The following is a 14,918-nucleotide window of genomic DNA, read 5'->3' as shown; positions in this document are numbered from 1 at the left end:
CGGTCAGGCCTTCACAACGCATGTATGCCGGGGATTTCCCTGGATGCGGCTTCGCCGCTTGAGGAGTTTTCATGGAAAAAGCGCTAAAAGACGCCATCACCATCTGCAAAACCCTGCTGCGCAACGGCTATGACGCCCACGTCATCAATGCGCCCGTGCAGGAACATCTTTTGAAACACAGCAAACAGCTGGCTGTGGACATCGCCTGTGAGCCCGACCTCGAGACGCTTCTCAAGCTCTTCCCCGAAGCCCACGTCGAGCCTGATCAGCGTGCCATCGCCCAGATGGAAAAAGACGGCGTGCTTTTCCGTTTCTATGCCCTGGAAGTGGAGGATGCCAGCCATCCCGAGCTTTCCCTGCTGCGCATCACCCCCACCATGGCCAACATGATGGACCCCCAGGAGCGTCTGCAGCTGCGCATGACCGGTTTCGGCAGCCCGGCCCCCACCGGGGACGTCTATGACGGCTTCATGGACGTCAAGGGCGGCCTCATCCAGCTCACCGGCCTGCCGGACGAGACCCTGCGCCACAACTATCTGCTGGCCATCCGCGCCCTGCGCTTCGCCGCCAACTTCGACATCCCCATCGAGCCCAACACCTGGCTGGCCATCGTGCGTTCATCCACCCGCGTGCTGGACTACGTGCCCGCCGCCGACATCATGGACGAATGGCGCAAAGTGGCCGCCGAATCCATGTACCGCTTCGTGAAGCTCATGTTCGACGCCCATATCCTCCAGGGCCTCATCCCCGAAGTGGCCGCCCTGGCCTGCATCCGCCAGCGCCGCAACGATGATGACGACACCGAGGAGACGGTCTTCGACCACACCCTGGAGTGCATGCGCCACTACCCCGAAGAAGGCTTCCACTACGACTGGCTGGGCACCATGGCCATGCTCTTCCACGATGTGGGCAAGCTCTTCACCGGCGAATACTTCGACGGCCAGTGGACCTTCTACCAGCACCACCGCGTGGGCGCCAAGGTCACCCGCAAGATCCTGCGCCGTCTGCACTTCAGCCCCGAAGACATAGACCTGCTCTGCCATCTGGTGCGCTACCACATGCGCTTCCACTTCATGCTCACGGACCGCGGCATCCGCCGCTTCAAGGCCCTGGACGAGTATCCGCGCCTCATCGCCATGTCCCGTGCCGACATCCAGGCCCGCGACGGCAGCTACACCTACTTCAACCACAATATGAAGTATCTGGAACGCGCCGAGACCCCCGAGCAGATGCTGGAACCCCTGCTCAACGGCAACGAGATCATGAGCGAGACCAAGCTGGCCCCCGGCCCGCTGGTGGGCGTCATCCGCGACGCCCTGCTCCAGGCCCAGATCGCGGGCGAAGTCACGGACCGCGCCTCGGCCCTGCACTTCGTGTGCGAATACGCCCGCAAGTCCGTGGGCTAGACGCGTCCCGCATCCTGCGGCGCCCGCGAACGGGGCCGCTCCGACACGACCATAAGGGAGAGGAAGCACGGCACCCTGCCGTCTCCCTCTCCCTCTCATATTCCCGCTCCGGCATGTCTCCGGCAGGCGGCCCTTGCGCCGGACACGGGGCTATAGCGCGCCCCGCCGCCCTGCCTGTCCCTCCAACCCACGGCCGAGCCCTGCCGTGGCATCCCCGAAGACCATGATCAATCTCCTCGACTATACCCTGCCCGAACTCACCGACTGGATGCAGAACGAGCTGGGCGAGCCCAAGTTCCGGGCCGTCCAGGTCTGGCAATGGATCTGGCAGAAGATGGCGCGTGATTTCGACGCCATGACCAATGTTTCCAAAGCCTGCCGGGAGCGCCTGGCCCAGTGTGCCGAGATCCGCTGGCCCGAGATCGTCACCGTGGAACAGAGCAGCGACGATACCACCAAGTTCCTGCTCCGCCTCCAGGACGGCGCCGAAGTGGAGACCGTGCTCATCCCCAGCGATTCCCGCGAAGGCGTGCGCCGCTGGACCCAGTGCCTGTCCTCGCAGGTGGGCTGCGCCATGGCCTGCACCTTCTGCAGCACCGGCACCATGGGCTTCGAGCGCAATATGACCATGGGCGAGATTCTGGGCCAGATCCTGGTGGCCCGCGAGCATCTGGGCGATACCCGCCCCGACTGGCCCGTGCTGCGCAACCTGGTCTTCATGGGCATGGGCGAGCCCCTGCTCAACCTCAAAAACGTCATGCGCGCCCTGGAGAGCCTCAACAACGACAAGGGCCTGAACTTCTCGCCCCGCCGCATCACGGTCTCCACCTGCGGCATTGAGAAGGGCCTGCGCGAACTGGGCGAAAGCGGCCTGGCCTATCTGGCCGTGTCCCTGCACGCCCCCACCCAGGAGCTGCGCGCCCGCATCATGCCCAAGGCCGCCCGCTGGCCCCTCGAAGACCTGCTCCAGGCCCTCAAGTCCTATCCGCTCAAGACCCGCGAGCGCATCACCTTCGAATATCTGCTGCTGGGCGGCGTCAACGACGGTCTGGAACAGGCCCGGCAGCTGGCCCGCGTGGTCAGCGACGTCAAGGGCAAGCTCAACCTCATCGTCTACAATCCCTCCGAGGGCGATCCCTACAAGGCCCCCTCGCCGGAACGGGTCCTGGCCTTCGAGCAGTACCTCTGGGACCGCAACATCACGGCCATCATCCGCAAGAGCAAGGGGCAGGACATCAAGGCCGCCTGTGGCCAGCTCAAGGCCGCCCGCCAGAACGAAGCCGGGGAAGAAGTTTAGAGGGAAAGTATTTTTCGGGGGAAGGAGGCCTTTGCTCGCGCCCAAAGGGCCTCCTTCCCCCGGCCCCCATCCTCCCCAAACGCGCTTTTTCCGGACAGACCGGGAAAGCAGGTCGAAGGACCGTCTCGGAGATCCTTCTTACGCCCTCCCAGCGCCCCTCTGGACGCCGGAAAACAACTATCCGCAAAGTGAGTCATGCCAACAAAAAAGACGCCCTGAGGGCGTCTTTTTTTCGTTATCTGGAACGATGGGTATCTTGTTGGGCCATATCATGGAGCATGCTGACAAGCTCACGCGCAAGCCTGTCGGTCCGTGCCCCGGCGACGATCCCACCACAGGCCGCGGCGGGCCAGACGGACAAGGACCAGCAGGGCCCAGAGCAGCGCACAGCCCAGGTGGCAATGCTTGATGAGGGTGTACACAGGGCCGTAGAAAGAGAAGTCCTGGCAGTTATGCAGGATCAGGCCCAGACCGGAAAGCATGAGCAAGGCCAGCAAGACCAGGCGCAGCCTGCCGAAGGGAGTCAGGCTGTAGCTGCGCGTGCCCCTCACCAGCCAGACGATGGCCGCATAGCTGGTCAGGCAGAGCATGGCCGCCGCCGCCCAGTAATGGGCCACCGTCCCCGAATAGGCCGCGGGCCGCAACCAGGGAAGGGCCGCTTCGGCGTAGCGGTAGATCACGGGCAGGTGCGCGAAGCCGCTGACCACCGCCCAGACCACGCTGATCCGCCACAACAGGCGGAACAGAAAGCCGAACAGCGGACGGCGCTCAGTCCTCATCCTTGTCCCTCCAGTGGTCGCGCAGCAGGCGCAGACCGGCCAGGGCGGCCCCGGCCAGCGGAGCGGCCAGCACCGTGCCCACGAGATCGTTCTCGCGTTCCAGGCTGGCCCCGACCGGGCGCAGGCTGGGCCGTCCGGCGGAGATCAGCCCCTGCCGCAGCAGGGAGGCTTCGATATCCCGGAAGGGGATGGACGAGACATAGATCAGACAGGTACCGCCATTCTCCTGCAAGCCGAACAGATCGCCGTGCCGTTCTTCCGCCATGCGGCGGGCCAGAGCCGTCATCTCCGCATAGGGGCCGAAATACTGCGCGCCGTGCGGGCAGGCCGCCACACAGAGCGGGGGCTTGCCGTCGCTGATGACATCTTCACAAAAATCGCATTTGAAGGTCTGGCCGTAGCCCAAATAGCCGGGCGCTAGATGCAGGTACGGCCCCACCCCGGCCTGCAGGCGCGGGATATGCCACGGGCAGACGGCGATGCACTGGCTGTCGCCGAAGCACAGGGAGGTCTCCGTATAGACGGCGCCGGTGGGGCGCTGCCGGGCGGCCCCCAGAGGGCACAGGCTGACGCAGGGCGGGTTGAGGCATTGCAGGCAGCGCCGCGGCATGAAGACCCGGCGCTCTCCCTGGGCCGTCTGGACGGTACAGGATTGCAGATACAGCCAGTTGTAGGGCGTCAGGCGGTCCGTGACGTTGCGCCGCCCCCACCAGTCGGGCTTCCTGTCCCGGCCCCAGCGGGAAGCCGGGATGGGCGATACCGGCTGGGGGACCCGGGCGGCGGCCCGCTCGTGACAGGCCTGCACGCAAGCTTCGCAGCCCGTGCAGGCATCCACATCCACGACCACCGCAAGACAATCCTCCAGCCCGGCCGCCTGGACCGGGGCCGCAGCTCCCCAGGCAGAGAGCATCCCCGCTCCCAGGCCGGCGCCTGCCAGCGATTTGAGAAAGCCGCGTCGTTCCATATGATCAGGCCTCCTGACGCTGCTCCTTCTCAAAAGCCGGCGGCGGGCGCCAGTACCAGAACAGGGCCAGCAGGGGCAGCAGGCCGGCCAGTTCCGCCACTTCGCGCGGCAGGGCCAGGATCATGCCCAGCGACCACCACAGGCCCACGGCCACGGCGATGGCGGCCAGCATCAGCAGCCACTGTCCCAGGCTCATGGGCCGGGCCACCCACTGGAAATAGCCCACGGTAAGGATGGCCACCCAGACCTTGGTGGCGGTCAAGGAAAGCGCGGCGCCTTCCAGAGGCATGGGCTCGATGATGGTCAGGCAGCAGACGATGTTGACCACCAGACCGCTCAGATAGAAAAAGAGCAGCAAGGTATGCTTCCTCATGCCGATCATGGCGTAGGCCGCCAGATTGTGCAGGAAAGCCGTGGCCAGACAGGGGGTCAGCAGGCGCTGGGCCGTGGCGGCCATCTCGTAGCCCGGGCCGTAGATGGTGGGCAGGAAACGGTCGCTCTCCACGCAGATCAGGAAGATCAGCGGCAGGGAGGCCGCCCAGAGCGAACGGGCCGTCTGCCCCGCCAGCTGGCGGAAGGCGGCCCTGTCCTGCGCCCAGTAGCGGGCCAGCAGGGGGAAGATGACCTTGCCGAGCAGTGCGCTGGAGACCAGCACGGACAGGCCTTCCACGGTCTCCCAGGCCACGTTGTAGCCGCCCACGGCAGCGTCGCCGCCGTAGTTCTTGAGGAAGAACACATTGATCTTGTTGTAGAACATGGCGCAGGCGGCCATGATGGTGAAGATGAAGCCGCTCTTCATCTTCACGGCCAGGTCGCGCACATTGTCGTAGCCGAAGCCTACAAAGGGATTACGCCCCAGGGCACGGAAGGCAAAGCCCGTGCACAGGACGGATTCGATGAGCTTGTAGAGGGCGATGAAGATCAGGGGCGCTCCGGCCACCACGCAGACGATGCCGTAGCCGATGCCCAAAAGGGCCGAAGGCACGCGGATGCGCATCTCCACGTCCTGCCGCCCGCGGGCCTGGCAGAGCGCGAAGAAGGAGTCCGTCACGCCGTCGAGGCCGAAGCCGGTGGCGATGAACAGGACGATGAGCCGCAGCTCGAAGCTGTATCCCAGCCAGCCCGTCACGAACCAGGTGACGATCAGGGCCAGCATCATGAAACAGGTCTTGAGGCCCGTCACCTCGCCCAGCAGGGTACGGGGGCGTTCCTCACGACGGGCGAAAGTGGACAGCAAAAAGTCGTTGAGCCCCACATCCGAGACCGTCTTGACCAGATAGCCGCAGGAAAGGGCCACGGCGATCTGGCCCAGCATCTCGGGGCTGCGCCGTGCCAGCAGGATGGTGAAGATGGTCCAGGAAAGGTCCCTGGTCCACTGGGCCCCCAGGATGTATCCCAGCTGGCGCGGCAGGCTTTTCAGCTTCATGGGCTACTCGGCAGCGCCAAAGCGCACCAGCGCCTTGAAGCCGGGCTTGAGCTCAAGCTGGCTGTTGGGCACGGTCAGTTTCACCGTGTAATACGAGGGCTGGGCCACGTCCATGCTGGTCGAGATCCACGAGATCTCCGTGATGGTGGCCGAGAACACCTTGTCGCCCAGCGAGGGGATCTCCACGCGGGCATGGCCGCCTTCCTTGATGCGGCCCAGGTCGCCTTCATAGACCGGCACCTGGATCAGCACGGGGTCCAGCTGGCCCACGGTCACGGGCGTGGCCTGGGCGGGCAGCAGCACATCGGGATTGAGGTTGGGCATGAGCTGCAGCACATAGCCGTCGATGGGCGAGGTCAGCACCAGCTGGTCAGGCAGCATCTCGCCTTCGCGGATGGGCTGGCCGTAATAGCCTTCCAGTTCCTTCAGGCGGGCCCGGAAGCTCTCTTCGTTCTTCTTGATGGAGATCTGGGTCAGCTCGATGCGGTGCTGGAGGGAGCGCACGCTTTCCTCCAGGCGCCCCAGGGCCTGACGCGAGCCCAGCCCGGAAGCGGCCAGCTGGCTGGCACGGTTGCGCTCGGCACGGGTCTGCACCAGTTCGCGTTCCAGATCGAGGATCTGGCCGCGCAGGCCTTCCGTGGCGGCACCGGTGGTCACTTCGCGCTGCAGCACGCGTTCGGCCTCGTCCTGCAGGTGATAGCGCACCAGCGGATCCCCGGCCTTGATGGCATCCCCGGGACGGACCAGGACCTCGTCGATGACGGCATTGAAGGGCAGACGCACATCACGCGTCACGGTAGCCACCACCTTGCCGGTGGCGGTGGTCTCCACGGCCATAGCCGGGGCGGCCAGCAGCAGACAGGCCAGCAGGGCCCAGAAAACGGTCAGTCTTTTCATTATTTTTCAATCTCCGTAGCAGGAAGGCCCAGGAAGCGTTCCTGCAAGAGGTTGGCGACGTACATCCATTCCAGATTGGCCAGCTTGAGTTCCAGCTCGGCTTCGATCAGCTTGATGCGGCTCTGGACCATGGCCTCGTGGGCGGAACTCATGGCGGGCATATCGCCCAGACCGGTATCGAAGGAGATGCTGGCTTCCTTGTAGCGCATCTCGGCCGTCTCGAAATGGACCTTGGCCAGGCGGCGGTTGGTCTCGGCCAGGGCCACGCGCTGTTCGCACTGCAACCAGGTGTTGGAGTACTCCGTGCGCTTGCGCGACAGCTCATGGAAGGCCTGGGCCTTCTTCATGCGGGCCGCCTGCACACCGCGGTAACGGCGGTTCCAGTCGATGAGCGGGAAGTCGAAGGTCAGGCGCCAGAAATAGTCTTCGCGGCCGTCAGCGGGCTGGTACTGGCCGGCGGGAGGGTTCTTGTCCACGCGGATGGTCATATCGGGCACGTATTCGGCCCAGGCCAGCATGATGTTGTAATCGCCCAGGCGGATCTGGGAACGCAGCAGCAGGTTGTCTTCCGTGACCAGCCAGCGGTCTTCCCAGCGGTAATCCTTGCCGTTGAAGCCGCGCAGGATGTCGTTGGCGCTCTTGCTGTCGATGTTCAGGCGCTGCTGCGGTTCCACACCGGCCAGGATCTTGAGACTGGTGCGCTCCATGACCTCTTCCATATTCATGCGCTCGCTGGTCAGCTCCACTTCGCGTTCGTGCTGCTGGGCCACGTTGAGGGCCACGCCCCGACGGCCGTCAGCGGACTCCAGCTGCTGCCAGTAGCGGGTCGTTTCCTTGGCCAGGGGAGCCATCTCCTTCTGGATGCGCAGGATCTCGCCCTTGGCTTCCAGGCGCAGATAGGACTGGGCCACCTTGTAGATGGCCTCGCCCACGGCCTTGCGGTGCGTGGAGATGGCCAGGTTGACCATGATCTTCTGGGCCTGGTGGTTGAAATAGGATTCCACGGGGTTGGGGAAGCGCGCGTAGAAGCCTATGCGCGGCACCACCTGACCGTAGTTGCTGGGCACGTCCTTGCTGCCCTCGTTGTAATAGGTCAGGGTATTGCCCACTTCCACGGTCATGCGGGGTTCGGGCAGATACTTCCAGACCGCATCGGTCAGGGCCAGACGCTTGATCTCCAATTCCACGGCGCTGTTGACCAGCAGGGGTGACTGCTGGATGGTCAGGAACACGCAGTCCTCGAACGAGAATTTCTTGGCCGGGTCATAAAGGTTGGGGATCACGGCCTCAAGCTTGCTTTTGTTCTCCACCGGAACACCGGGCACGTCTTCCAGCCAGTGCTTGGCAGGCAGTTCCGGGGCATCGGACCCGGCTTTCTGCGAAGCGCATCCCGAAAGCGCCATCCCGGCGCACAAGGCCGCCACAGCCAGCCCCTGTTTCCAGCGAACCATTTTTTTCGTCATGGTCATTCCCTTGCGAAAATATTAGGCACCGGCGCCTTCCTGCGGCCGGACATCCTTTTCAAATTCCATCTGGTGCAATGTCAGCAGCACCCGGCCGTCCGCATCCACGACCTGGGCGTCATAGCGCTGCAGGCGCTCATCGTCCCAGCCGCGACGCAGCTGGATGCGCCAGGGCATCCGGGCACCGCACAGCAGCTCCGTGTCAGCGAAGCGGATGAAGCCGATACCGCTCAGACGCCAGCCCCGCGGCCAGAGCAGGCGGCCCCCGGCAGTTTCCTCCCCGGGGACGGTATCTTCCATGATGCGGCAGGCTGCCTGCAAAATGGCGTCCACAGCGGACAGCAAGCTACAATAGCCGGATTTTCCAGCCGGGGCAATGCCTTGCGCCCTGCCGTCGAAGCGGCCCTGCCACAGGTCGTTGCCCGCCGGGACCAGCTCTTCCACCAGGTGCCATCCTTCCGCCATGCCGCAGTCCGCATAGAAGCCTTCCAGAGGCAGCTCAGGCCCCGTAGCGGTCATCTCGCCCTCCCACAGGGGCGGCAGGCTCCCCGCGGCAGCGGCCAGGAAGACCATGCCCCGCGCCAGGGGAGAGAAATGGTTGATGCGCCGCAGGTTGGGGGCCAGATCGCGGCTTTGCAGACGCACATGGCACATGCGCGTCATCACGCCGTCCTGCAACAGCCAGGACTGGGAACGGGCCGTGATGCGGCACTCCCGGGTCACGGCCGCGGGCAGGGGCAGGGGCGCCGCGAAGCGCAGGTCGGAAAAACCGGTGGGCTCCAGCCAGGGCAACTGCAAACGGCCAGTCTCCAGCATGGTCTGGAGCAGTTCGCTCAGGGGCAGCCAGGGCTGTCCGTCTTGCGGCAGGGCACCGTGCCCATCAAGGCGCGGATCGGCATAGCGGGAGAACTGCGCGCAGGCGAGCATCTGGCGGGAAGAAGGCCGTGCGGCTTCAGGCCAGGGCATGGCCTCGTGCGCCACAGCGGCGGAAAAAACACGCGGGAAGAGCTCCGGCCGCTCCAGCCACTGCCAGTCACGGACAGGGGCATCGGCCGAGGCACGCCGCCAGAGCACCCTGTCGGACGTCCCGTGCGTCAGGGCCCGGGCCAGCAGATCGCCCAGCTCGCGGGGGATGGGCGGACGACCGCCGTCGTCCACGCAGACCACCCGCCAGGGCAGGCCCAGCTCACGGGCGGCCGCCTCTCCGGCTTCCTGCCAGGGCGCGGCATGGGCCGCATCACCGGCATACAGCCAGCGCAGGGCATACACATAGCGCACCCCGCAGGCCTTGGCCGAACGGCACAGGGCTTCCATCTCGCCGGCGTCCGGTTCCCTGTCCGCGGGCGCGCACAGCAGGATGCCGTCCAGACGCCCGCAGGCACGGTGCACGCTCTCGGGCAGGGCCGTGAGGGCGGTCAAGGCAGGCAGGCCGTACAGATGTCCGCCCAGCCGTTCCAGCGACAGGCAATCCTCCAGCGCGGCCTCGGGCAGGGCAAAGGTCATGCCCAGGGGCGCCAGCGAGCCCAGCAGCTCGGCCAGGGGCAGACGATGGGCATCGGGGCCCCAGACGGCCAGCACGTCGCCGGCATGGGCGCCCATGCCCCGGGCGGCCGGGTCGAGGACCAGAGGCAGCGGCTGCCCGTCCTCGTCGCAGCAGCCCAGATCGAAGCAGCACAGGGGCGGCAGATCCTCTCCAGAGCCGTGCTGCGGCGCGCTCAGGGGAGCGACCTCCCCGGGCTCCCTCTCCGCAGGGGCAAGGCTGGCCAGCACACGCAGCAGGTCGCCCACGGTGGCCACATGCAGCAGGGCCTCGAAATCCACGGTGATGCCCAGCGCCTCTTCCACTTCCTGCACGATGAGCGGGAAGCGGCTGGAACGCAGGGCCAGGTCGTAACGCAGATCCATCTCCGGCTTCAGGGAGGCCGCCTCACGGCCGCAGGCGGCGGCCAGGATCTCCAGCACCTTGCGGGCGGCCTCGGGCAGCTCGTCCCGGGCCGGAGCCTCCGCGCGCACCGCCGGGGCCGGAGCCTCCGCGGATGCGGCCGCCGGAGCAGGAGCCGCGTCCAGCCAGCGCTGCCGGTGCCGCGCCACGCCGTCATGCGTCAGATGGCCAAGGGCATAGAGGCGCGCGCAGGTCTGGCGCATGCCTTCGGCTTCCTTGCCCTTGCGGCCGGCGGCCAGGCACAGGGCCTGAGGCTCGATGTCGTTCACCAGACCGCACAGGGTATCCTGCGGGCCCACTTCCACGAAATGCCGGATGCCGTCGCGCTGCCACATGGCCTGCACGCATTCCACCCAGCGCACGGAATTCTCGTCCAGGTCGCCGATATGCTCGCAGATGCCGGGCTGGTCGTCGGGATAGGGACGCGTGGTGATGCAGCTGAGCATGGGGATCTGCGGCGCCTGCATGGCCAGGGCATTGAGGCGGCGCAGGGACATGTCGCGCAGCACGCGCATGCTGGGATGGTGGAAGGCCAGGCTCACGTTGAGCATGATGGCCGGGATGCGGCGTTTGCGCAGGCTCTTGCGGGCCTCCAGCAGCACGTCGCGGGGGCCGCTGATGATGAACTGGCGCGGGGAATTGTAGTTGGAGACGTAGAGCTGGGGCCAGGTCTTGCGGGCCTCTTCGATGACCGAAGCCTCGGCGGGCACGGCCATCATGCCTGTCTCGCGGGTGGCGCGGGCCTCCAGTTCGGCCATGTGGGTGGAGCGGGTGTCCAGGATGTACCAAGCCACTTCCGGCTCGTAGACGCCGGCCAGGCACAGGGCGATGAGCTCGCCCAGGCTGTGCCCGCAGATGAGGGAAGGCCGCAGCCCCAGCGAGGCCAGATGGCTCCACTGGGCGTATTCCAGCAGGAAGAGATAGGGCTGCTGCCAGCGGGTCAGACCGATCTTTTCCACATCGGTCTCGTCCAGCAGGGCCAGCACGTCCCAGTCGGCGGCGCGGGCGATGCGGTCCATGGCGGCCCGGGCCGCCGGGAAGTGGTCGTAGAGCTCGCGGCCCATGCCGGGCCAGACGGCCCCCTGGCCGCAGCACATGACGGCCAGCGGCGGCACGTCGCCCTGCGGATGCAGCCAGATGCCCCGCTGCCCCATGGCTTCCAGGGCCGCGGCATCGGGACGGGCCCCGAGGGCCAGCAGTTCCTGGCGCCAGGAAGGCACCACGGAGCCTGCGTGCCAGATGCCCCCGCCGTGCGGCAGGTCGGCGAAGCGCACGCCGTCGCAGGCGATCTCCCCTTCCGCGGGGTCACAGGAGGGCGCGGGCATGTCGGGCATGCTCACCACGGCAGCTTCCGGCGCAGGGACTTCCGGCGCGGGAGCAGCCGCCTCGGCCTTGCGGGCGAGCAGCATGCCTTCCCAGAGGCCTTCGGGACGGGGCTGGAGGAGCAGGACGGGGCGGCCTTCGGCGGCCAGCCGGGCCAGATCAGCAGGACCGGGGACGGCCGGGAGGGCCTCGGGCTCAAGGCCGGGCCAAAGAGCGGCGGCCAGAGGGCGGAGCATGTCGAGCGCGGCGGCCGTAGCCTGTTCGCTCTCGGAGGGACTGAGGACGAGACGGGGGGCCTGGCCCCGGAGCTGGGGCAGGCGGAAAGCTTCTTCGAGGAGCAGGCGGCAGGACGCGCCGCTGTCGGCGCCCTCATGCCCGGAAAGGGGCCAGAGTTCGAGAGCCGCAGACGCTCCGCAAGATTCGGGTCGTTGCATCGTAAGGATACCGGGAATACCGCCACCGGCGGGTAAGGGACCCGGAGGGGTCCGGTATGTAAGCCCGCTGCCCAAGGGAGCCGCGGCCATTCTATCACAATGTTAAAAGCAAATTTTAGGCCATCTTAGGGCTCTTGTCCAGCCCGCGCCATCCGCAGGGCTTTCCTGCTTGCCTTGGGGAAACTCTTGGGATATGGTTAGCCGTTAAAAACAATTTTTACGGGTAGTTCGCCCGGAACGTTTACTGTACGTCACCTATAACGTACGGTTTTTATACTATATCTGAGAGGATCCGGAATGAAAGAAAACCACTCCAGCCAGAACGCCCAGGAGAGCGGCACCAGCAGTTTCACACGCTTACGCTCCAAACTGTCGTTTGAGCGCATGGTGGAAATGGGTGCCAAGATGGGCATGGAAAACCCGCTCTTCCTGTGTCACGAGCGGGCGGCTAAGGCCACCACTGTGATCAATGGCAAGGAGTACATCAACTTCTCCACCTACGACTATCTGGACCTCAATACCCATCCCGAGATCACCGAAGCCGTCACCGAAGCCGCCAAGGTCTTCGGCAGCTCCGCCGGCGCCAGCCGCCTGGTGGGCGGCGAACGTCCGCCCCATCGCCAGCTCGAGCGCGCCCTGGCCGACTTCTACGGTGTCGAGGACTGCATCGCCTATGTGAGCGGCCACGCCACCAACGTCTCCACCCTGGGTTTCCTCTTCGGTCACCGCGACGCCATCTTCTATGACGGCCTTGCCCACAACTCCCTGATGCAGGGCGCCCGCCTTTCCGGCGCCGACCGCTACTCCTACGATCACAACGACTGCGACGCTCTGGAGAAGATGCTCAAGGAACACCGCGGCAAGCACAAGCGCGCCTGCATCGTCACCGAAGGCCTGTTCAGCATGGACGGCAACATCCCCGACCTGCCGCGCATCATCGAACTGAAGAAGAAGTACGACTGCATGCTGCTGGTGGACGAGGCCCACTCCTTCGGCGTGCTGGGTGCCACCGGCCGCGGCGTGCACGAATACTTCGGCATCGACGCCAACGAAGTGGACATGTGGATGAGCACCCTCAGCAAGGCCATGTGCGGTTGCGGCGGTTTCATCGCCGGTCGCAAGGAGCTGGTGGAATACCTCAAGTACGGTTCCCCGGGCTTCGTCTTCAGCGTGGGCATGCCTCCCATCGTGGCCGCCGCCTGCCACAAGGCCCTGGAACTCATGCAGCGTGAGCCCGAGCGCGTGCACAAGCTGCAGAAGATCTCCCAGTTCTTCCTCAACTATGCCCAGGAAAAGGGCCTGGATACCGGCGCCGCCCAGGGCTACGCCATCGTGCCCATCATGGTGGGCGACTCCATGGTCAGCGGTTTCCTGGCCACCCGCCTCTTTGCCCGCGGCATCTATGTGATGCCCATCACCTTCCCCGCCGTGAAGGAAGGCGCCGCCCGCCTGCGCTTCTTCCTTTCCGCCTCCCACACGGAAGAGCAGATCCGCAAGACCATCGACACCGTGGTCGAAGAGATCCCCGTGGCCCGGGAGATCGTGGAGAAGTTCCGCCGCGAGCACCAGGACGAACAGAACGCCTAGTCTGTCGCACAGCACGAGGCCGGGCACCCTGCCCGGCCTTTTTTTTCTTCCCCAACATCCTGCCCATCCGAGGTCCCTATGCTGTCCCCCCGTATGGCCTATGTCCTGCTCTGGTTCCCCCTCTCCTCCGAGACCTTCGTCTTCCGTGAGATCCAGCAGCTGGTCCAGCGCGGCATGGATATCCGCGTCTACACCATGTACGGCGAGAAGCTGCGCGGTTGCAGCGACGAGATGAAGAACTACGCCGGGCCCATCAAACGCTTCGGCTCCGTGGCGACCCTGCGCCTGCTCAAGGCCTTCTGGCGTGCCTGGAAGCGCGACCGCGAGACCGTCAAGACCCTGATGCGCCGCGGCCTGTTCCGCAAGATGCGCAACCTGGAAGCCTATGCCGAGAACCTCTGGTGTTTCCTGGCCGGTTTCCTGCTGGCCGAAGAGGCGCAGCGTGACGGCATCGAGCTTTTGCACTCCTCCTGGGGCAACGGCCCCGCCACGGCCGTCTGGGTGGCCTCGCGCCTGTCGGGCATCCCCTTCGCCTTCACCGGCCGCGCGGGCGACATCTACCCGCAGGACGGCATCCTGGCCGAAAAATCCCGCGACGCCATCTTCATCCGCACCAACAACATGGCCAACAAGCCCTGGCTCCAGAGCTTCTGCCCCGCCGGCCAGAAGGACAAGGTGCACGTCATCTACAACGGCCTGACCCTGGGCCGCCGCGTGGACTGCCGCGCGCCCTTCCAGAAGCCCTACCGCCTGCTGGCCATCGGCCGCTTTGCCCGCACCAAGGGCTTCCCCGAGCTGCTCACGGCCATGGCCCGTCTGCGTGACGACGGCTTCCCCGTGCGCCTGACCCTGGTGGGCGACGGCAACTGGAAGCGCAAGCTGGTGGAGATGCGCAAGCGCCTGCATCTGGAAGACCTGGTGGACATGCCCGGCTTCGTGCCCAATGACCGCATCCGTACCTTCATGGAAGAGCACGACATGCTGGTGGTACCCAGCGTGGTGCACACCAACGGCGACCGCGACGGCATCCCCAACGTCATCATGGAGGCCCTTTCCTGCGGCATGCCCGTGGTGGCCACCGATGTCTGCGGCGTGGGCGAGGTCATCCGTGACGGCGAGACCGGCTACCTCATCCCCCAGCGCGACCCCGCCGCCCTGGCCGATGCCATCCGCCGCATGCTCTCCGACCGCGAAGCGGCCCTGCGCATGGCCCAGACCGGGCGCGAGCTCGTCTTCCGCATGTTCGATACCGAGACCAATATCGCGGCCCTGCAGGATCTCTACTGCCAGCAGTACACGCAGTGGCGCGCCACGCACGGCCCCAACGTTTAGGGAAGTCCACCGGGGAGGGAGCCCCTTCCGCACGGAAGGCCGGCCCTCCCCGTTCCCCTTCTCCCCGT

General features: G+C 65.8%; 10 protein-coding genes. 4 read left to right on the top strand and 6 right to left on the bottom strand.

Annotation, left to right across the window (positions count from 1 at the left end; all coding sequences use genetic code 11):
- Window positions 1–71 precede the first annotated feature (71 nt).
- Window positions 72–1,406, top strand: coding sequence for an HD domain-containing protein (locus DESPIG_RS08865; RefSeq protein WP_006007715.1), 1,335 nt, complete (start codon window positions 72–74; stop codon window positions 1,404–1,406).
- Between the two features lie 223 nt (window positions 1,407–1,629).
- Window positions 1,630–2,703: a dual-specificity RNA methyltransferase RlmN gene (gene rlmN / locus DESPIG_RS08860; RefSeq protein ID WP_006007713.1), complete on the top strand. Its 1,074-nt coding sequence runs from the start codon at window positions 1,630–1,632 to the stop codon at window positions 2,701–2,703.
- Between the two features lie 290 nt (window positions 2,704–2,993).
- On the opposite strand, the gene DESPIG_RS08855 is transcribed toward rlmN, so the two are convergent.
- The 6 genes from DESPIG_RS08855 to DESPIG_RS08830 are packed head-to-tail and all read right to left on the bottom strand — an operon-like array spanning window position 2,994 to window position 11,931.
- A complete protein-coding gene (locus DESPIG_RS08855) occupies window positions 2,994–3,482 on the bottom strand; it encodes a hypothetical protein (RefSeq protein ID WP_006007703.1) in 489 nt (162 codons plus the stop codon).
- Entirely contained in the window at window positions 3,472–4,446 is a 975-nt protein-coding gene (locus DESPIG_RS08850) for a 4Fe-4S dicluster domain-containing protein (protein WP_006007701.1), read from the bottom strand. Before DESPIG_RS08850 ends, DESPIG_RS08855 begins: the two co-directional genes overlap by 11 nt.
- A gap of 4 nt (window positions 4,447–4,450) precedes the next feature.
- The gene (locus tag DESPIG_RS08845; RefSeq protein ID WP_006007699.1) at window positions 4,451–5,872 is read right to left on the bottom strand and encodes an oligosaccharide flippase family protein; all 1,422 of its coding nucleotides are present in this window, start codon (window positions 5,870–5,872) and stop codon (window positions 4,451–4,453) included.
- Between the two features lie 3 nt (window positions 5,873–5,875).
- The gene (locus DESPIG_RS08840; protein WP_006007696.1) at window positions 5,876–6,769 is read right to left on the bottom strand and encodes an HlyD family secretion protein; all 894 of its coding nucleotides are present in this window, start codon (window positions 6,767–6,769) and stop codon (window positions 5,876–5,878) included.
- Entirely contained in the window at window positions 6,769–8,232 is a 1,464-nt protein-coding gene (locus DESPIG_RS08835; RefSeq protein ID WP_246118344.1) for a TolC family protein, read from the bottom strand. Before DESPIG_RS08835 ends, DESPIG_RS08840 begins: the two co-directional genes overlap by 1 nt.
- Window positions 8,233–8,253: 21 nt before the next feature.
- Complete coding sequence (locus DESPIG_RS08830; RefSeq protein WP_050760305.1) at window positions 8,254–11,931, bottom strand: acyltransferase domain-containing protein; 3,678 nt, start codon at window positions 11,929–11,931, stop codon at window positions 8,254–8,256.
- 297 nt (window positions 11,932–12,228) lie between these two features.
- On the opposite strand from DESPIG_RS08830, the gene DESPIG_RS08825 reads away from it, so the two are divergent.
- Both DESPIG_RS08825 and DESPIG_RS08820 read left to right on the top strand, forming a co-directional pair.
- Window positions 12,229–13,518: an aminotransferase class I/II-fold pyridoxal phosphate-dependent enzyme gene (locus DESPIG_RS08825; RefSeq protein ID WP_006007687.1), complete on the top strand. Its 1,290-nt coding sequence runs from the start codon at window positions 12,229–12,231 to the stop codon at window positions 13,516–13,518.
- Between the two features lie 78 nt (window positions 13,519–13,596).
- Window positions 13,597–14,850: a glycosyltransferase family 4 protein gene (locus DESPIG_RS08820; RefSeq protein WP_006007686.1), complete on the top strand. Its 1,254-nt coding sequence runs from the start codon at window positions 13,597–13,599 to the stop codon at window positions 14,848–14,850.
- Window positions 14,851–14,918: the final 68 nt, after the last annotated feature.

Source organism: Desulfovibrio piger ATCC 29098 (assembly GCF_000156375.1).
GTDB lineage: Bacteria > Desulfobacterota > Desulfovibrionia > Desulfovibrionales > Desulfovibrionaceae > Desulfovibrio > Desulfovibrio piger.
This window is presented reverse-complemented; position numbering and strand designations above follow the sequence as displayed.